15 protein-coding genes are annotated in these 19208 nt (G+C 66.9%); 7 read left to right on the forward strand and 8 right to left on the reverse strand.

Going from position 1 to position 19208, the window contains the following annotated elements:
• Positions 1–133: 133 nt before the first annotated feature.
• Positions 134–1681 (forward strand): nucleobase:cation symporter-2 family protein, encoded by a 1548-nt coding sequence (locus A9513_RS04910; protein ID WP_024765586.1) that lies wholly within the window; start codon positions 134–136, stop codon positions 1679–1681.
• Between the two features lie 49 nt (positions 1682–1730).
• On the opposite strand, the gene A9513_RS04915 is transcribed toward A9513_RS04910, so the two are convergent.
• The 3 genes from A9513_RS04915 to A9513_RS04925 all read right to left on the reverse strand — a co-directional run bounded on the left by A9513_RS04915 (position 1731) and on the right by A9513_RS04925 (position 4625).
• Positions 1731–2540 carry an N-acetylmuramoyl-L-alanine amidase gene (locus tag A9513_RS04915; protein ID WP_065084120.1) on the reverse strand — a complete coding sequence of 270 codons (810 nt, stop codon included), beginning with the start codon at positions 2538–2540 and terminating at the stop codon, positions 1731–1733.
• Positions 2537–3523 (reverse strand): hypothetical protein, encoded by a 987-nt coding sequence (locus tag A9513_RS04920; RefSeq protein ID WP_024765588.1) that lies wholly within the window; start codon positions 3521–3523, stop codon positions 2537–2539. Before A9513_RS04920 ends, A9513_RS04915 begins: the two co-directional genes overlap by 4 nt.
• Before the next feature lie 223 nt (positions 3524–3746).
• Positions 3747–4625: a LysR family transcriptional regulator gene (locus A9513_RS04925; protein WP_065084121.1), complete on the reverse strand. Its 879-nt coding sequence runs from the start codon at positions 4623–4625 to the stop codon at positions 3747–3749.
• 132 nt (positions 4626–4757) lie between these two features.
• On the opposite strand from A9513_RS04925, the gene A9513_RS04930 reads away from it, so the two are divergent.
• Positions 4758–6143, forward strand: a complete 1386-nt coding sequence (locus tag A9513_RS04930) for an NAD-dependent succinate-semialdehyde dehydrogenase (protein ID WP_065084122.1) — start codon at positions 4758–4760, stop codon at positions 6141–6143.
• A gap of 249 nt (positions 6144–6392) precedes the next feature.
• Here the strand turns inward: A9513_RS04930 and A9513_RS04935 are convergent, their stop codons facing one another.
• From A9513_RS04935 to A9513_RS04955, 5 genes are all read right to left on the reverse strand, one after another.
• Positions 6393–6920, reverse strand: a complete 528-nt coding sequence (locus A9513_RS04935; RefSeq protein WP_038803153.1) for a DUF3828 domain-containing protein — start codon at positions 6918–6920, stop codon at positions 6393–6395.
• A gap of 63 nt (positions 6921–6983) precedes the next feature.
• A complete protein-coding gene (locus A9513_RS04940; protein ID WP_024765592.1) occupies positions 6984–8300 on the reverse strand; it encodes an NAD(P)/FAD-dependent oxidoreductase in 1317 nt (438 codons plus the stop codon).
• 178 nt (positions 8301–8478) lie between these two features.
• Positions 8479–9150, reverse strand: a complete 672-nt coding sequence (locus A9513_RS04945; RefSeq protein ID WP_065084123.1) for a S8 family serine peptidase — start codon at positions 9148–9150, stop codon at positions 8479–8481.
• Positions 9140–10867: an ABC transporter ATP-binding protein gene (locus A9513_RS04950; RefSeq protein ID WP_065084124.1), complete on the reverse strand. Its 1728-nt coding sequence runs from the start codon at positions 10865–10867 to the stop codon at positions 9140–9142. The genes A9513_RS04945 and A9513_RS04950 overlap by 11 nt, the downstream gene beginning before the upstream one ends.
• On the reverse strand, positions 10867–12765 hold the full coding sequence (locus tag A9513_RS04955; protein WP_024765594.1) for a sigma-54-dependent Fis family transcriptional regulator: 1899 nt from the start codon (positions 12763–12765) through the stop codon (positions 10867–10869). Before A9513_RS04955 ends, A9513_RS04950 begins: the two co-directional genes overlap by 1 nt.
• A gap of 241 nt (positions 12766–13006) precedes the next feature.
• Here A9513_RS04955 and A9513_RS04960 point away from each other — a divergent pair, with 241 nt between their 5' ends.
• The 5 genes from A9513_RS04960 (at position 13007) to A9513_RS04980 (ending at position 19197) form a co-directional block, all read left to right on the forward strand.
• Positions 13007–13411, forward strand: coding sequence for a MerR family DNA-binding transcriptional regulator (locus A9513_RS04960; protein WP_024765595.1), 405 nt, complete (start codon positions 13007–13009; stop codon positions 13409–13411).
• A gap of 56 nt (positions 13412–13467) precedes the next feature.
• On the forward strand, positions 13468–14631 hold the full coding sequence (locus A9513_RS04965) for an isovaleryl-CoA dehydrogenase (RefSeq protein WP_024765596.1): 1164 nt from the start codon (positions 13468–13470) through the stop codon (positions 14629–14631).
• A 174-nt stretch (positions 14632–14805) separates the two neighbouring features.
• Entirely contained in the window at positions 14806–16413 is a 1608-nt protein-coding gene (locus A9513_RS04970; protein ID WP_065084125.1) for a carboxyl transferase domain-containing protein, read from the forward strand.
• Positions 16414–16423: 10 nt separating this feature from the next.
• Complete coding sequence (locus A9513_RS04975) at positions 16424–17236, forward strand: gamma-carboxygeranoyl-CoA hydratase (protein WP_065084126.1); 813 nt, start codon at positions 16424–16426, stop codon at positions 17234–17236.
• Positions 17236–19197, forward strand: coding sequence for an acetyl/propionyl/methylcrotonyl-CoA carboxylase subunit alpha (locus A9513_RS04980; protein ID WP_065084127.1), 1962 nt, complete (start codon positions 17236–17238; stop codon positions 19195–19197). Before A9513_RS04975 ends, A9513_RS04980 begins: the two co-directional genes overlap by 1 nt.
• Positions 19198–19208 lie beyond the last annotated feature (11 nt).

Here is a 19208-nt window from a genome sequence, read left to right on the forward strand (position 1 = left end):
TCAACGGAAAAGGCACCTAACCACCCGGTCAGATTCCGGACCATTGGACGCGAAAATGTATACAAACCAGTGGATATTTCCCACGAACTTTGTCTACAGTGGCCGCACAACAAAAACAAGCGAGTCCTCAGCCATGAATGATCGTTCAGCTGTAGCGTCCGCCGGAGCACGCCCGGAAGACGAGAACCTCGGAATCGGCGCCAACCTGGCGTACGGCCTGCAACACGTTCTGACCATGTACGGCGGTATCGTCGCCGTACCCCTGATCCTCGGCCAGGCGGCCGGGCTCTCCCCCAGCGAAATCGGCCTGCTGATCGCCGCCTCGCTGTTCGCCGGCGGCCTCGCCACCCTGCTGCAGACCCTCGGCATCCCGTTCTTCGGCTCACAGATGCCGCTGGTGCAGGGCGTATCCTTCGCCGGCGTCGCCACCATGATCGCCATCCTCGGCGGCGGCTATGAGGGCGGCGGTCTGAATGCCGTGCTCGGCGCAGTCATGGCCGCCTCGTTCATCGGTTTCCTGATCACGCCGATCTTCTCGCGCATCACCAAGTTCTTCCCGCCGCTGGTGACCGGCATCGTCATCACCACCATCGGCCTGACGCTGATGCCGGTGGCCGCGCGCTGGGCCATGGGCGGCAACCCCAAGGCACCGGACTTCGGCAGCATGGCCAACATCGGCCTGGCCGCGCTCACCCTGGTGATCGTCCTGCTGCTGAGCAAACTGGGCAGCGCGTCGATCTCGCGCCTGTCGATCCTGCTGGCCATGGTGATCGGCACCCTGATCGCCGCCGCCCTGGGCATGACCGACTTTTCCCGCGTGGCCGAAGGCCCGATGGTGGCCTTCCCGGCGATCTTCCACTTCGGCATGCCGACCTTCCACATCGCCGCGATCCTGTCGATGCTGATCGTGATCATGGTGACCCTGGTGGAGACCTCGGCGGACATCCTCGCCGTGGGCGAGATCATCGGCACCAAGGTCGACTCCAAGCGTCTGGGCAACGGCCTGCGCGCCGACATGGCGTCGAGCATAGTGGCGCCGATCTTCGGCTCCTTCACCCAGAGCGCGTTCGCCCAGAACGTCGGCCTGGTGGCGGTGACCGGCGTCAAGAGCCGCTACGTGGTAGCCACCGGCGGCCTGATTCTGGTGACCCTCGGCCTGCTGCCGGTGATGGGTCGGGTGATCGCCGCGGTGCCCTCCTCCGTGCTGGGCGGCGCTGGCGTGGTGCTGTTCGGCACCGTGGCGGCGAGCGGCATCCGCACGCTGTCCAAGGTCGACTACCGCAACAACATGAACCTGATCATCGTCGCCACCTCGATCGGCTTCGGCATGATCCCGATCGCCGCGCCGAGCTTCTACGAGCACTTCCCCAGCTGGTTCGCCACCATCTTCCACTCGGGCATCAGCTCGGCGGCGATCATGGCCATCGGCCTCAACCTGCTGTTCAACCACTTCAAGACCGGCAACTCGGACCAGCAGTCGGTGTTCGTCGCCGCCGAGGAACGCACCCTGCGCTACCGTGACATCGCCGCGCTGAACGAGGGTGACTACTTCCAGAACGGCAAGCTGTTTGACGCCGAGGGCAACGAAGTACCGGTAATCGTCGACGATCACGACCACGACGAGCACCACGCGCCAGCGACCAGACCGCTCAAGCGCGAGACGGTGAACAGCAGCGCCTGATACTCGGTCAGACGTCCATGAAAAAGGCCCCTTCCGGGGCCTTTTTCATTCAGGGCGCCTGTTCCTGCTGCAGGGCCTGATCGATCAGCCGCCAGGTCTTCGGCCCCACTATGCCATCGGCCACCAGCTCGTGGCGGCGCTGGAACTCCCGCACCGCAGCTTCGGTCTTCGCGCCAAAATGGGCGTCCTCATCGGCACCACAGGCACGCTGGACAAGGCGCACCAGGTCACCTACCGCACCGCGCCGCAAGGTCGGCCGCGGTAACTGACCAGGCACCGTATCCGGCTCCAGGGCCGGGATCATCGGACGCAGGATCGCCTTGCCATCGAGTATCTCGCGCACCCTCGTGCGAAATGCCTCCATGTCGAAGGTCGGATCGTTCTTGCGCCCATGCGGCAGGGCGTACTCCTTGTGGCCGGCGCAGGCCTGTTCGTCCTGCTTCAGGTGCTTGAGAATGGCCGCGACACCGCGCTGGTAACTGTCCATCTGTACATCGCTCCAGGCTTCGTCGAGCCCGGTATTTTCCGCCTCGATGCCGATGAAGCTGCTGTTGCCGGAACTTAAGCCTTCCCAGCTTCCCTTGCCGGCATGGTTGCAGCGGCCGGCGGCGATCACGTAGTAGGTGCCGTCACGCCCGAGCCCCAGCTGGGCCAGTGGCCCACTGAGGTCATGGCGCCCCTCGATCAGGGTCTTCAGGCTGGGCATATTGCCGCGCAACGGGCCAGCGGTGTGATGGCAGATCACGCCATGCACCTGCCCCATATCACCCACCCCGCGACTGCTCCAGCCGTCCACACGGGCGACTTTCAAGCCGGCGGCTTCGAGCACGTCCGGCAACCAGGTCAACGCGTAGTTCATGCTTGGACTCCTCCGGTAGCGGCGGGCAGGTCCTCGTCCGCGGTTTCCTCTTCGATGGGGCAATCGCAACCGTCGATCTCAACCTCCGGGTGCAGCATGACGACGCCAGGCGCCGACAGCCCCACCGGCGCCGCGAGCGGCGGCGCGGCAGCCTCCAGCAACGGCAGCATCAGCGGCGCCGAGGCGCCTCCCCCCGGAGGCGGATTGACTACCACCAGGCTCAGTTGGCGGCCCGTCAGCAGGTCCTCCTCCAGCAGCTGCACCGCCAGGCGAGTGCTGTCGCTGACGGTGGTTTCACGGCTCACGCCGTTGACCTGGACGACGGCGCCGCGCACGAAACCGCCGCCCTGCAGGCAGACATGGAGGGACTGGGCATCCACGGCGCCAGGCTGTGCGTCGGTCAAGGTCGGCACGGGGTTGCCCAGACCGTCGCGGCGCTTGTCGCTTTCACGGGTACGGAACAGGGTGTCGAACAGCTCGCCCAGCTTGTCGGTGGCCTGCTTGGCGAACATACCGGCAAGGCATGCCATGCCCACCAGGCCGTAGAGGTTGACGTTGACCACACCGTCATCGGCAGCCGCCGTGGTGCCGACGGTGAGGAATCCGCCGCGGATGACCAGGTAGAGCATCAGCGCGAGGATCATGCCGATAAAGGGCTTGAGGATGTACCACCAGATCCAGCTGGCCATGAAGCGGTCGTTGCCGACGAAGTCGCCGAACGACTTGGCGATATGCACGAAGCTGCCCAGGCCGCCCGCGACCATCACCATCACCAGCAGCCGGGCATCTGGGCCAGGGCACCAGCCGAGCAGGCATTGCGCGCCAGCATCGCCTTCGACACCGGCCAGCGGGAACTTCGGGTAGTGCTGCGGCCACAACGACACCAGCAGCCAGGCCAGCAGAAGGGAAAGGAAGATCAGGCCAGCGCCCATCGTCCATATCTGCAGACGATTCGCGCGACGGGTCCGGGGGCGTGTGTCCATAGTGGCTCCGGGCAACGAGGGATGGAAACGATCCCTGTCGCGAAGCGCCACGGCATGCGCCCAATGCTCCAACCACGGGCGCCTTCCGCGCATTCGCACGGCTGACAGTCCAGCTCACGTTAGCGCAGCGCAAAGGCTCTGCAAGGGGGCTTTGCGGATAAATTCGAGCGTATTGCCACCGTTACGTTGCAGCGCTGAAACAGCTGCTGTTTCAGCGCTGAAATCAAGCCGCTTCGGTTTCCGCGCCCGGCGCGTCCAGTAGCTCGATAAAGGCCCGCAGCGCCGGCGTATCGGTGCCGCGCCGCCAGAACAGCCAGGTCGTCGCATCGGCATGCTGCGGCGCCAGCCGGTGGATCGCCACGTTGCGACCGCCGGCCAGGCTTTCGAACATCCCCCGCGGGATGATCGCCACGCCGCCGCCCGCCGCGATGCAGGCGAGCATGCCGTGGTAGGACTCCATCTCGACGATCTTGCCCGGCACCACCCGGTGTTCGGCGAACCAGCCCTCCAGGCGCTTGCGGTAGGAACAGGTATCGCGGAAGGCGAATACCGTCTCCCCCGCCACGTCCCGCGCGTCATGCACCGGCGCATGGTGCTTGGCGCTCATCAACACCAGCTCTTCTCGGTACACCGGCTGGCCGTCCAGTTGCGGGTGGTTGGCCGGGCCGTCGGCGAAGGCGGCGATGAAGCGGCCGGAGAGCACGCCGTCGATCATCTCGCCCGACGGGCCGGTGGACAGGTCCAGCTGTACCTTGGGGCAATTCTGGTGATAGCGAGCGAGCATCTCCGGGATGCGCACCGCCGCCGTGCTTTCCATCGAGCCCAGGGAGAACCCGCCGTGCGGCTCGGCGCCCACCGCGACCTGCCTGGCTTCCTCCACCAGATCGAGGATGCGCTCGGCGTAGTCGAGAAAGCTGCGCCCGGTTGGCGACAGACGCAGGCGCAGCTTCTCGCGGATGAACAGCTCGGTGCCCAGCTCCGCTTCCAACTGCTTGATCCGCGTGGTCAGGTTCGAAGGCACGCGGTGCAGACGGGCCGCAGCGACGGTGATGCTGCCTTCGGTGGCGACGGCGCGGACGATTTCCAGCTGGGTCAGGTCCATCATTCTCTCCTGGAGAAAGAGTCTTTCTTGATTATTCATTTTACATGAATGGTTCGACATCTTAATTTCAGCGTCATTCCGGAGCCAGTGCGACCGGACGAACCGCCTCCTACAGAACAAGCAGGACTCACCATGAACCAGATCGCCGCCATCCCCGCTGCCATCTCCCGCAGCCCCGCCACCGGCCAGGAACTGGCCCGCTACACCTTCGAAGACGCCGCCCAGCTGGAAACCGCGCTGGCCCGCACCGACGCCGCGTTCCGCCAATGGCGCGACACCGGCATCGCCGAACGTGTCGCCGTGCTGCGCAAGATGGCCGAGGTGCTGCGCGCCAACGTCGAGCCGATGGCTCGCATGGAAGCGCAGGAAATGGGCATGCCGGTCACCCAGGCCCGGGGCGAGATCAACAAGTGCGCCAACCTCTGCGAGTGGTACGCCGACAACGGCCCGGCCATGCTCGAAGACGAGAAGACCAGCATCGACGGCGCGTACATCTCCTATCTGCCGCTGGGCCCGGTCCTGGCCGTGATGCCGTGGAACTTCCCCACCTGGCAGGTCATGCGTGGCGCGGTCAGCATCATCCTCGGTGGCAACACCTACGTGCTCAAGCACGCGCCCAACGTCATGGGCTGCGCCTATCAGCTGCGCGACGCCTGGCTGCAGGCCGGCCTGCCGGAAGGCGTGTTCGAGGTGCTGAACGTCGAGCCGCCGCTGGTCTCCAAGGCCATCGCCGATGACCGTATCGCCTCCATCGCCGTGACCGGCAGCGTCGGCGCGGGCGCCGCCATCGCCTCCCAGGCCGGTGCCGCGCTGAAGAAGTGCGTGCTGGAACTGGGCGGCTCCGACGCCTTCATCGTGCTCGCCGACGCCGACCTCGACGCCGCCGTGAAGGCTGCCGTCGCCAGCCGCTTCGGCAACTGCGGCCAGGTGTGCATCGCCGCCAAGCGCATGATCCTCGAAGAATCCATCGCCCCGGCCTTCACCGAGAAGCTGCTGGCTGCGGTGAAAGCGCTGAAGATCGGCGACCCGCTGGCAGACGACACCTTCGTCGGCCCCATGGCCCGCTTCGACCTGCGCGACGAGCTGGACGGCCAGGTACAGCAAGCCATCGCCGACGGCGCCACCCTGCTGCTGGGCGGCCACAAGCTCGACGGCGAAGGCAACTACTACGCGCCGACCGTGCTGGCCAACGTGCAGCCGGGCAACACCGCGTTCAAGAAGGAAATCTTCGGCCCCGTCGCCTCGCTGATCGTCGCCCGCGACGCCGAGCACGCCCTGGAACTGGCCAACGACAGCGAGTTCGGCCTCTCCGGCGCGATCTGGACTGCCGACAAGGCCAAGGCCCAGCACATGGCCCGTCGCCTGGTCAGCGGTGGCGTGTTCATCAACGGCTTCTCCGCTTCCGATCCGCGCGTACCGATCGGCGGCGTGAAGAAAAGCGGCTTCGGTCGCGAACTGTCGCACTTCGGCCTGCGCGAGTTCACCAACCCGCAGACCATTTGGATCGACCGCAAGTAAGCCGCTCTGAAAGCAGAAGGCCCCTCTATCGCCAAGCGGTAGCGGGGCCTTTTTCATGGGCGATGTGCCGTGCGTTTCGTTCAAGGCAGAAGGGCCTTTGCAGGGGCAGACTTCTTGCTCGCGAACCGGACCGAAGTCCGTCATCAAGCCGTAGGGCGCATAACCTGGAACAGGTTATCCGCCGGCTCATCCTTCGGCGGATAACGCTTGCGCGTTATGCGCCCTACAAGAACTTGAGGCGCTTCTGCATCAGGGCTTGGCCGCGCCCTTCTTCAGCTGCAGGAGCTCACGGGTGCTATGCCGGAGATTCTCGGCCAGGCTGCCCTGCTCGTTGAAGCAGTCCTCGACGAGCCAGCCGCCTGACGTGCGATGCAACAGCAGGCCAAGGTCGCGGTCCTCCCCGGTCAGTGCATCCTTGAGCACCACCCGGGCCTTGATTCGCTCATCGTCCACCGGCGCAAACTCCAGCGACTTCACCTTGATATCGCCCCAGTCCTGGCAATCGCATAGCGGGTCGCCACCCAGGTAGCCCAGCTCGCCATCGGCGGCGTCCTGGTCGGCCTTCATCAGGGCGATCAGCGAGGCATCGTAGACGTCCTCTTCCTTCAGCGACGGGTTCGGCACGCCCGGCCCGTCCGGCGAATAGCTGGCGTACAACTGGCGCAGGAAGCGTTCCGCGCTGGCGGTGTCGACCGCCGACGTCGAAGCCGCGAGCGAGGTATCGAAGAGCGTCAGCAGGATCAGCGACAGGGCAAAGGCGGATCGCAGGAAGGCCATGGGATTCTCCATCGGGCAGCCGTACATCATCGCCCGGCGCAGCCTCGAAAATCCGTGAAGTGGTTAAAGCTGCGGGCGATAGCCCTGGGCGAGCAGCCAGCCCTGGAAGGCTCGACGCCGTTCCGGCGGCAGGTCCGCCAGCACCTGGGCTTCCGGCTCCGCGCGCAGCCGCCGTAGCCAGGGCGCCAGTTCCAGGCCGTCGAGGTGCCAGATGCCCAGCGGCTGATCGGCGCTGACCACCACTTCCGCCTCATCGACGAACTCGCCCTTCAGGACCGGTGCACGCTCGATGCGCAGGCTGGCGAAATCCGCAGGCACGTGGCTCGGCTGCTCGTCCGGCCACCCGCGGCGAGCCTGCCAGAACGGCTGGCCACTCCATTGTTCTTCGCTGGCATAAAAGTCACGGCCAACGCGGGCGAAGCGCAGGAACAGCTGCTCGACCCGTTGCCGGTGGAAGCGCTTGGCCAATTCAGCCCGCTCCGGCGCGCGCAGCAGCGTGTTGATCACCAGCGGCGCCTGCAAGGCCGAGGACAGCGACTGGAAGATGCCATTGCCCGACAACGGATCCACCGCCATCGCCGCATCGCCCACGCGAATCCAGTTATCGCCGCAAGCCTCCAGGCAGAGGATCGCCGTGCTGCTGCGGGCGTGCAGGTCCAGTTCGCGCTCCTCGGCATCCCCGAAAAGTTGCCGGACCAGCCTCGACGCGCGGCGGCGCTCGCGGCAGTAGTCCAGCAGTTGCTCGCGGGGCGGCAGTTGGCTGCTGGCGACGTCCAGGGTGAGCTGCCAGTAGCAGCGCCCATCCTCCAGCCGCGCCATCCACGCCCAGCCGTCGGGCAGACTCTCCACCGCTGTCGCCAAAGGACCGGGCTCGCCCCGCCAGCGATTCAGCAGGCTGAGGGTTTCCGGGCCGCGCCGGGCCTTCTGGCCCTTTTGATTCAATGGTGCCTGGCGGCCGCGGGCTTCGACGAGGAAGGCGCCCTGCACTACCCGGCCGTCATCCAGCGTCACGCGCCAAGCAGCGCCGTCTTTCTCCACTGCCAGCACCTGCGCTTCGATCAGCTCGACACCGGCTTGGGTCATGTCCTCGCGCAGCCCGGCATCGAAGCGCGGACGGTCGAGGATGCATTCGATATTCTGCGCGCTTTCCACGCCGTTCCAGTGCACGCGACGCTGTGAGGGTGGCGCGGCGCACTCCAGCGCATGCCGCAAGCCGGCATTGCGCAGGCCTTCGAGTACGCGCTGGGAGACACCTTCGACGGCGGCGAAGCGGCGCCATTCGCTGATCACTGTGACGGGATGACCGAGACGGCGCAGGCCGAGGGCGACGGCGGCTCCGGCGGGGCCGGCGCCAAGAATCAGGATCGGGCGTTCACTCATGCTACGGAGGCCCTCACCCTAGCCCTCTCCCAGAGGGAGAGGGGACTGATCGGCGTGCATGGGGATTTCTGTTCACGCCGAGGGCTGCAGCAAAGTCTCAGAACTGAACGCCTGCAGAGGACGGCTCCCTCTCCCTCCGGGAAAGGGTTGGGGTGAGGGGAAAGAACTCGACCATGACTCACAAACTCACCTTCCGCTCGATCCCCCGAAAAGCTGCCCGCTCCCGCATCAGCTCAATGAGCTGCACATTGGAAAGCTCCGGTCGTTCCACCAGCAATGCCGCCAGATGCCCGCAAAAAGCCGCACACCCCAGGCTCGCCCCGGAACGCCCGCCGACCTTCACCGCCGCGCCAAAATCCGCCTGCGGACTATCCAGCCAGGACCACTCGCCTTCACCGCAGCGCGCATCACCCGTCACGCGAATCACACCCGGATAACCTGCCGGAAACACCGCTTCCCCCCGCGCCGGGCTGGACGCGCAAACGATCAGGCCGGCTTCGACCAGTTCCGCCACGGCATCACGCAGGATCGGCCGATCCTGGCGCACGCCCAGGCTCAGGTTGATCACCCGCACACCCTGCTCGCCGAGCCAGTGCAGCGCAGCGGCGATCTGCAGCGGGCTGGTCACGCCGCGTTCATCGAAGACCTGTGCGACAGACAGGCGAGCATCCGGCGTACGGGAAAGAATGGCCTCGCAGACAGCGCTTCCGTGGCCAAGGGCATCCACCTGGGGTTCGCTTCCAGCATGGCCGGTGTCGGTGAGGAAGAAACGGCGCGCAGCGCTGACACTCGCTGACTGCGACTCGGCAAAACCGCTATCGACCACCCCAACCCGCAGCTCAGGCCTCATGTCGCTGCACCGGCTGCGCTGCGCGCACGCGCATCTGCCCGTCCTGCAATTCCAGGTACAGGTCGGCGGCGGCCAACGTCGAAGTACGGTGGCTGATCAGCAATCGCGTACGCCCGGCAAACAACTGGTCGATGGCCGCGATCACCTCGCGTTCGGTGCTCTCGTCCACTTGCGAAGTGGCCTCGTCCAGCACCAGGATCAGCGGGTCCTGCAGCAGCGCGCGGGCAATGGCGATGCGTTGCTTCTGCCCACCGGACAGCTGCTGGCCGCGCTCGCCCAGCGGGCTGTCGAGGCCTTCGGGCAGGCTGGCGATCAGGCTGTCCAGCTGCGCGGCGCGAGCGGCCTTCTCGATGGCCTCGCGGCTCGACTCGGGTGCGCTGTAGGCCAGGTTGTCGGCGAGGCTGCCGCGGAACAGCACGATGTCCTGACTGACCACCGCCACGCGCCGGCGCAGGGCTTGCAGGTCGAGTTCGCGCAGGTCCACGCCGTCCAGCAGGATGCGCCCCTTGTCGGGGTCGTAGAAGCGTTGCAGCAAGTCGATCAAAGTGCTCTTGCCGACGCCGGACGGGCCGCTCAGCGCGACTTTCAGGCCGGCAGGAATCACCGCCTGTACGTCCAGCAAAACGGCTTGCGCACGGCCCGGCCAGGCGTAGCTCAGGTTCTCCAGGCGCAGCTCGCCAATCGCAGGCATGGCCCGTGGAGTGACCGGTGAAACGATGCTGGCTTCCTCGCCGCGCAGTTCCATCACCCGGCCAAGGCTGACCGTCATGCGCTGCAACGCGACATACAGGCCGAGCAGGCTCTGCACCGGCCCGATGGCCATGCCCAGGTACGTGGAAAAGGCGATCAGCGAACCCAGTTGCCAGGTGCCCTGCACCACCCAGTAGCCACCGACCAGGAAGGCGCAGGCGCGGGACAGCGACATCAGCGTGCCCGGCACGGCCTGGGTGAAGAACTCGGTGAGTTGCAGGCGCAGCAGCTGGCCCAGATAGCCCTGCCCCAGGCCTTCCAGGCGCCCGGCTTCGCGGTTCTGCTGGCCGGCGGACTGGATGAACTTCATTGCCGGCAGGGTCTCGACGAAGAACGACGAAAGGTCCGCCGAACGCTCGCGCAAACCGCGCGCCTCGCGCTCGACCTTGCGCCGCATCCAGCGCAGCCAGAGCACGTCCAGCGGAATCAGCAGCGCCACCAGCAGCGACAGTTTCCACGACAGGGTCAGCAACAGCACCAGCGCGCCAACCAGGCCGATCACGCTGGAGACGGCGGAGAACAGCGAGTCCACGGCGAAGCGCTGGATTTCCGCGACATCGCCATCCAGCCGGGACATCAGGTCGCCGATGCGACGGCGGCCGAAGAAGCTCGGCGAAAGCGTCTGCAGGTGGCGGTACAACGCATCGCGCAAGGCGAACAGGATGCGCCCGGACAGCCGCGTGTGCAGGTAGCGGTTGAGGCCGGACAACGCCGTACCCGCCAGGCCGACGATGATCATCGCCACCGCCACCGTCACCAGCACCGGGAAGTTCTTCGCCAGCAGGCCGTCGTCGATCAGCGTCTTGGTCAGCCAGGGCTGCGCCAGCACCAGCAGGGATGCGCAGAACGACAACCCGAGCAGGCCGGCGATGGCCGCCTTGTGCGGCCTCACGAAGCCGTACAGCCAACGCAGCGAAGCCTTGAGCGCCTGGGGATCGTCGCTCTCGATCAGGCGGGTGAAGAACATCAGCCCACCTTGAGTTGTTTGAGCTTGCGGTACAGCGTGGCGCGGCTGATGCCCAGCGCATCGGCAGCGGCGGAAACGTTGCCCTGGTGGCGCTCCAGCGCCTGGCGGATCAACTCCAGTTCGTTCTCGCGGATGCTGCCGCTCTGCGGCCGCTCGCCGGCGGCGAGTTCGTCGAGAGTGCTGTCGGGCAGATGGTCGAGGCCAAGTTCCTCCTCGCCCTCCTCGCGCATGGCCAGCGCGGTGCGCAGGACCATCTCCAGCTGGCGGATGTTGCCCGGCCAATGGTATTCGCGCAGCAGGCCGAGCAGTTCGGCGGAGAGTTTCACCTTCGGCGCGCCCAGGCGTGCCAGTAGACCTCTGGCGAGCTCGGCGAGGTCGTCGCGTTCGCGCAGCGCCGGCAGCTTCACGCTGATGCCGTTGACGCGGTAGTAGAGGTCCTCGCGGAAGTGCTTTTCCTCCACCAGGCGCTTGAGGTCGCGGTGGGTGGCGCAGATCAGCGCGACGTCGATGTCCTGCTCTTCGCCGGCGCCCAGCGGCGCCACCTTGCGCTCCTGCAGTACGCGCAACAGCCGCGCCTGCAGGGCCAGGGGCATATCGCCGATTTCATCGAGGAACAGCGTGCCGCCGTGGGCCTGCTGCAGCCGTCCGACCATGCCGCCGCGCCGAGAGCCGGTAAAGGCGCCGTCGCGGTAGCCAAAGAGTTCGGACTCGATCAGGCCCTCGGGAATCGCCGCGCAGTTCACCGCGACGAAGGGCTTGTCGCTGCGCGCGCTGGCCTGGTGCAGGGCACGGGCCACCACTTCCTTGCCGCTGCCGGTTTCGCCCAGCAGCAGCACGGGCAGTTCGTTCACCAACCCCTGGCGCGCCATGCGCAGGGCACGGGCGTAGCGGGGGTGATTGCCGGCCAGAGCTTCGAGTTCGGGACCGGCCGCCGGGCGCGGTGCACGCGTACTGACCGGCACCGCATGGCTGCGCAGCGGCGCTTGCAGGGTCTTGTAGAACAGCTCGCCCTTGGGCGTCTGCAGGCTGCCCACGCCGCCCTGGTATAGCCGCGCGATGAGCTGCTCACCGCGCACGCCGAGGAAATCTTCACTGCGCCGGCCGACGAGGGCTTCGCGGTTGGCGCCGAGCAACTGGCAGGCCTGGCCGCTGACGGCCAGCACCTTGCCGTCCAGCCCCAGCGCCAGCAGGCCCTGCCAGGCGGAATCGAGGTACTGGCGGCGGTAATGGAAGGCGATCACCACCTGTCCCGGATGGCTGACGGCGAACAGCCGCGCCTCGATCTGGAACACCGCGAGGCTGAGCAGCGAGAGGCTTTCCCGCGGACCGGAAAGCGGCCCTTCGCGGGTCATGTCGAGCACACCGAGCAACGTGCCTTGCGGCCCCTCGATGGGCACCGAGGTGCAGGAGAAGCGGCTCAGGCGGTCGAGGAAGTGTTCGCCGCAGTCGATCTGCGTGGCGCGCTTTTCCACCAGCGCGGTGCCCAGGGCGTTGGTGCCGCGGGAAGCTTCACTCCAGCAGGCGCCCTGGACGATATCGGCCAGGCCCTTGCTCTGCATGCGCTCGCGCGCGCCTTCGACGGACAGGATGGTGGCGTCGGCGTTGGCCAGGATGATCACGCCGTCGTGGCCCTGGCGCTGCTGCAGGTAGTCGAGCTCGGGCGTGGCGGCGTCGAGCAGTAGGCGATTGCCGGCCAGCAGCACGTCGGGCTTCACCCGCGTGTCGAGGCCGTGCTCGGTGCCGCTGGCGCAGTCCAGGCCGTGGCCGAGGCTGCGTCGCCAGGAGGCGTCGATTTCCTCGCGGAGCACGCCGTTGGGCACTTCGCCCTCCTGCTGCAGGTGTTCACGGGCAAGGTGGGCTTCGCGCAACAGGTTGCTGCTTATTGTTCTTGTCGTCATGCATCGCTCCGGTAGGTTCCGCGCCCTCTTTCAGGGCACGGAACTCGCAGGCTGGTCAGGGCTGTGTACACCCGCCGGCGGCGTCCGTAAAGGGGAAGCCCCTGGTGGGAAAGGTTAGAGGCGACCACGAGGCAATTCCCGCGCCATCCACCTTTCCTACGCCGCCTGCGAGGTGTGTTGACAGTGACCCAAGGCAGGTTTACGTTAACGTAAAGGTAAACGACCGAGCAAGAAGATTCCCATGCCCACGACCTACACCATCTCCGAGCTGGCCCGCGAACTGGACGTCACCACCCGCGCCATCCGCTTCTACGAGGAGCAAGGCATGCTCAGCCCCGAGCGCCGTGGCCAGGAGCGCATCTACAGCGCCAAGGACCTGGTAGCCCTGAAGCTGATCCTGCGCGGCAAGCGCATCGGCTTCTCGCTGGCCGAGTGCAAGGAGCTGATCGACCTCTACGACCCCAGCAGCGGCAACACCAGGCAGCTGCAGACCTTCCTCGACAAGATCACCGCGCGCCGCGCGCAGCTTGAGCAACAGTTGCTCGACATCGAGCAGATGAAACTGGAACTGGACACGGCCGAGGAGCGCTGCCTGGCGGCCATGGCCGAGACCGACAAACCCCGCAAGCAGCGCGCCACGAGTTGATCTCGCCGCCCTGCCCGCCCTCTCATCCGCATATAAATACAAGTACAGGTGATTCCATGAGCTACCCCTCCCTCAACTTCGGCCTCGGCGAAACCATCGACATGCTGCGCGAGCAGGTGCAGGGCTTCGTCGCCAGCGAACTGGCCCCGCGCGCCGCGCAGATCGACGCCGACAACCTGTTCCCCATGGACATGTGGAAGAAGTTCGGCGACATGGGCCTGCTCGGCATCACCGTGGCGGAGGAATACGGCGGCGCCAACATGGGTTACCTGGCCCACGTCATCGCCATCGAGGAAATCAGCCGTGGCTCGGCGTCGGTCGGCCTGTCCTACGGGGCGCATTCCAACCTGTGCGTCAACCAGATCAAGCGCAACGGCAACGCCGAGCAGAAGGCTAAGTACCTGCCCAAACTGATCAGCGGCGAGCACATCGGCGCCCTGGCCATGAGCGAGCCCAACGCCGGCTCCGACGTGGTGTCGATGAAGCTGCGCGCCGAGAAGCGCGGCGACCGCTTCGTTTTGAACGGCAGCAAGACCTGGATCACCAACGGCCCGGACGCCAACACCTATGTGATCTACGCCAAGACCGAACCGGAAAAAGGCGCCCACGGCATCACCGCGTTCATTGTCGAGCGCGACTGGAAGGGCTTCAGCCGTGGCAGCAAGTTCGACAAGCTGGGCATGCGCGGCTCGAACACCTGCGAGCTGTTCTTCGATGATGTGGAAGTGCCGGAAGAGAACGTGCTGGGCGCGGTCAACGGCGGCGTGAAGGTGCTGATGAGCGGCCTGGACTACGAGCGCGTCGTCCTCGCCGGCGGCCCAATCGGCATCATGCAGGCGTGCATGGACGTGATCGTTCCCTACATCCACGACCGCAAGCAGTTCGGCCAGAGCATCGGCGAGTTCCAGCTGATCCAGGGCAAGGTCGCCGACATGTACACCCAGCTCAACGCCAGCCGCGCCTATCTCTATGCCGTGGCCCAGGCCTGCGACCGTGGCGAAACCACCCGCAAGGACGCCGCCGGGGTGATCCTCTACACCGCCGAGCGCGCCACGCAAATGGCCCTGGACGCCATCCAGATACTTGGCGGCAACGGCTACATCAACGAGTTCCCCACCGGCCGCCTGCTGCGCGACGCCAAGCTCTACGAGATCGGCGCCGGCACCAGCGAAATCCGCCGCATGCTGATCGGCCGCGAGCTGTTCAACGAGACCCGCTGAGCAGCCTGAGAGCACCCTCACCCTAACCCTCTCCCGGAGGGTTAGGGAACTGAGCGGTGCCGGCTGAACCTTCAGCGTTCCGATTGCGCCCCCTCTCCCTCAGGAGCGGGGCGCGCAGCCAGGGTCGGGGTGAGAGAAAAGCCCCGGCACCGAGCTCAACCTGATGGAGCCCCCATGGCCATCCTGCACACCCAGATCAACCCGCGTTCCCCCGACTTCGCCGCCAACGCCGCGACCATGCTGGAGAACGTCCAGGACCTGCGCGCCGTCCTCGGCCGCGTCCATGAAGGCGGCGGCGCCGCCGCCCAGGCCAAGCACACCGCGCGCGGCAAGCTGCTGGTGCGCGAGCGCATCAACCGCCTGCTCGACTCAGGCTCCCCTTTCCTCGAAGTCTCCGCCCTCGCCGCCCATGAGGTGTACGGCGAAGACGTCGCCGCCGCCGGCGTGGTCGCCGGCATCGGCCGCGTGGAAGGCGTGGAGTGCATGATCGTCGGCAACGACGCCACGGTAAAAGGTGGCAGCTACTACCCGCTGACCGTGAAGAAGCACCTGCGCGCCCAGACCATCGCCCAGCAGAACCGCCTGCCGTGCATCTACCTGGTGGACTCGGGCGGCGCCAACCTGCCGCGCCAGGACGAGGTGTTCCCCGACCGCGAACACTTCGGCCGCATCTTCTTCAACCAGGCCAACATGAGCGCCCAGGGCATCCCGCAGATCGCCGTGGTGATGGGCTCCTGCACCGCCGGCGGCGCCTACGTGCCGGCGATGAGCGACGAGACCATCATGGTGCGCAACCAGGCCACCATCTTCCTCGCCGGCCCGCCGCTGGTGAAGGCCGCCACCGGCGAGGTGGTGAGCGCCGAGGACCTGGGCGGCGCCGACGTGCACTGCAAGACCTCCGGCGTGGCCGACCATTACGCCGAGGACGACGAGCACGCGCTGGCCATCGCCCGCCGCTGCATCGCCAACCTCAACTGGACCAAGCAGGGCCAGCTCAACACCCGCGCCCCGCGCGCGCCGCTGTACGCCGCCGACGAGCTGTACGGAGTCATTCCGGTGGACAGCAAGCAGCCTTTCGACGTGCGCGAGATCATCGCCCGCCTGGTCGACGGCAGCGAATTCGACGAGTTCAAGGCGCTGTTCGGCACCACCCTGGTGTGCGGCTTCGCTCACCTGCACGGCTACCCGGTGGCGATTCTCGCCAACAACGGCATCCTCTTCGCCGAGGCCGCGCAGAAAGGCGCGCACTTCATCGAACTGGCCTGCCAGCGCGGCATCCCGCTGGTGTTCCTGCAGAACATCACCGGCTTCATGGTCGGCCAGAAGTACGAGGCCGGCGGCATCGCCAAGCACGGCGCCAAGCTGGTCACCGCGGTGGCCTGCGCCCAGGTGCCGAAGTTCACCGTGATCATCGGCGGCAGCTTCGGCGCCGGTAACTACGGCATGTGCGGCCGCGCCTACGACCCGCGCTTCCTGTGGATGTGGCCCAACGCGCGGATCGGCGTGATGGGCGGCGAACAGGCCGCCGGCGTGCTGGCCCAGGTCAAGCGCGAGCAGGCCGAACGCGCCGGCAACGCGCTGTCCGCCGAAGACGAGGCAAAGATCAAGGCACCGATCCTCGAGCAGTACGAGCGCCAGGGCCATCCCTACTATTCCAGCGCCCGCCTGTGGGACGACGGCGTGATCGACCCGGCGCAGACCCGCGACGTGCTCGGCCTCGCCCTCTCCGCCTCGCTCAACGCGCCTGTCGAAGCAACCCGCTTCGGCGTCTTCCGCATGTAAGGCCGCAGCCATGACCGACTATCAGACTTTCTCTTTTGAGAGCATCGAGCTCGATATCGACCCGCGCGGCGTCGCCAGCCTGTGGCTGAACCGCCCGGAGAAGAACAACGCCTTCAACGCACAGACCATCGCCGAGCTGATCCAGGCACTGGACACCGTGGCCAACGACGACCGCGTACGCCTCGTCGTGCTGCGCGGCCGTGGCCGCCACTTCTGCGGCGGTGCGGACCTGGCGTGGATGCAGGAGTCCGTGAAGCTGGACTACCAGGGCAACCTGAACGACGCCCAGCAGCTCGCGGAGTTGCTCTACAACCTGCACCAACTGAAGAAGCCGACCCTCGCCATCGTCCAGGGCGCGGCGTTTGGCGGCGGTGTCGGACTGGCCGCCTGCTGCGACATGGTGCTGGCCGCCGAGGACGCGCAGTTCTGCCTGTCCGAAGTGCGCATCGGCCTGATCCCGGCCACCATCGGCCCCTTCGTCACCAAGGCCATCGGCCAGCGCGCCGCCACCCGCTACGCCATGACCGCCGAGCGCTTCAGCGGCATCCGCGCGCGAGAGTTGGGCCTGGTGGACGAAACCTATCCGGCGGCCGAACTGGACGACGAGGCCGAAGCGTGGATCGCCAACCTGCTGAACAACAGTCCGGCGGCCCTGGTGGCCTGCAAGGCGCTGTTCCACGAAATCGGCGCCGGCGAGCTCACCCCCGAACGCCGCCACTACACCGAAGCCGCCATCGCCCGCATCCGCATCAGCCCCGAGGGGCAGGAAGGCCTGCACGCCTTCCTGGAAAAACGCAAACCGGCCTGGCAGGAGCAAGTCTGATGAAGAAGATCGATACCCTGCTGGTGGCCAACCGCGGCGAGATCGCCTGCCGCGTGATGCGCACCGCCAAGGCCCTGGGCCTGACCACCGTGGCCGTGCACAGCGGCACTGACCGCAACGCCCGCCACGTCGAGGAGGCGGACATCGCCATCGACCTGGGCGGCGCCAAACCCGCTGAAAGCTACCTGCGCGCCGACGCTGTGCTGGCCGCCGCGAAAGCTGCCGGCGCCCAGGCCATCCACCCCGGCTACGGCTTCCTCTCGGAGAACGCCGGCTTCGCCCGCGCCTGCGAAGAGGCCGGGCTGATCTTCCTCGGCCCGCCGGCCAGCGCCATCGACGCCATGGGCAGCAAGTCCGCGGCCAAGGCGCTGATGGAAACCGCTGGCGTGCCGCTGGTGCCCGGCTACCACGGCGAAGCGCAGGACTACGCCACCTTCCAGCGCGAAGCGCAGCGCATCGGCTACCCGGTGCTGCTCAAGGCCGCCGCCGGTGGCGGTGGCAAAGGCATGAAGGTGGTCGAGCGCGAGGCCGAACTGGCCGAGGCGCTGGAATCCGCCCAGCGTGAAGCGCAGTCCGGCTTCGGCGACTCGCGCATGCTGGTGGAGAAGTACCTGACCAAGCCGCGCCACGTGGAAATCCAGGTGTTCGCCGACCAGCATGGCCACTGCCTGTACCTCAACGAGCGCGACTGCTCGATCCAGCGCCGCCACCAGAAAGTCGTCGAGGAAGCGCCGGCTCCGGGCCTCTCCGCCGAACTGCGCGCCGCCATGGGCGAGTCCGCCGTGCGCGCGGCCCAGGCCATCGGCTACGTCGGCGCCGGCACCGTGGAGTTCCTCTACGACGAAGGCAGCGGGCAGTTCTTCTTCATGGAAATGAACACCCGCCTGCAGGTGGAACATCCGGTCACCGAAGCCATCACCGGCCTCGACCTGGTCGCCTGGCAGATCCGCGTCGCCCGTGGCGAGCCGCTGCCGATCACCCAGGAACAGGTGCCGCTGAACGGCCACGCCATCGAAGTGCGCCTGTATGCCGAAGACCCCGAAGGCGGCTTCCTGCCCGCCAGCGGCCATCTCGCGCTGTACCGCGAACCCGCCGCCGGCCCCGGCCGCCGCACCGACAGCGGCATCCGCGAGGGCGATGACATCTCGCCGTTCTACGACCCGATGCTGGCCAAGCTGATCGCCTGGGGCGAGAACCGCGAAGAAGCGCGCCAGCGCCTGCTGTCGATGCTCGCCGAAACCGCCGTTGGCGGCTTCAAGACCAACCTGGCCTTCCTGCGCCGCGTGCTGGCCCATCCGGCCTTCGCCGACGGCGAGCTGGACACCGGCTTCATCGCCCGTTACCAGGACACCCTGCTGCCCGCTCCGACCGCCCTGCCCGAGCGCTTCTGGCAGCTGGCTGGCGAAGCCTGGGTGCAGAGCGAAGCCGCCCGCGTGCGCGGCGATGACGCCCATTCGCCCTGGTCCGCCCAGAGCGGCTGGCGCAGCGGCCTGCCGGGCGAGACCGACCTGCACCTGCTGGCCAAGGGTGAGTCGCACGTGGTGCGCCTGCGCCATGCCGACGGGCAGCGCATCGCCCAGCTCGAGGGTCAGTGGCTGGATGTGAAGGACGGCGAGATTCGCCGCCGCCATCAGGTGATCCGCCGTGGCGACAGCCTCTACCTGGAGTGGAACGGTGAACTGGTCAACGTGCAGCGTTTCGACGCCATCGCCGAGGCCGAAGCCGCGCATTCGCACCAGGGCGGCCTGGGCGCGCCGATGAACGGCAGCATCGTGCGCATCCTGGTCGAACCGGGGCAGAGCGTCGAAGCCGGCGCCGCACTGGTGGTGCTCGAAGCGATGAAGATGGAACACAGCATTCGCGCGCCGCACGCCGGCGTGGTGAAATCGCTGTATTGCAGCGAGGGCGAACTGGTGTCCGAAGGCACCGCGCTGGTCGAACTGGAAGAAGCGCCGGCCTGACGCCGGCTCTT

It is taken from the genome of Pseudomonas sp. AU12215, from assembly GCF_001675465.2.
In the GTDB taxonomy this organism is placed as follows: Bacteria; Pseudomonadota; Gammaproteobacteria; order Pseudomonadales; family Pseudomonadaceae; genus Pseudomonas; species Pseudomonas nitroreducens.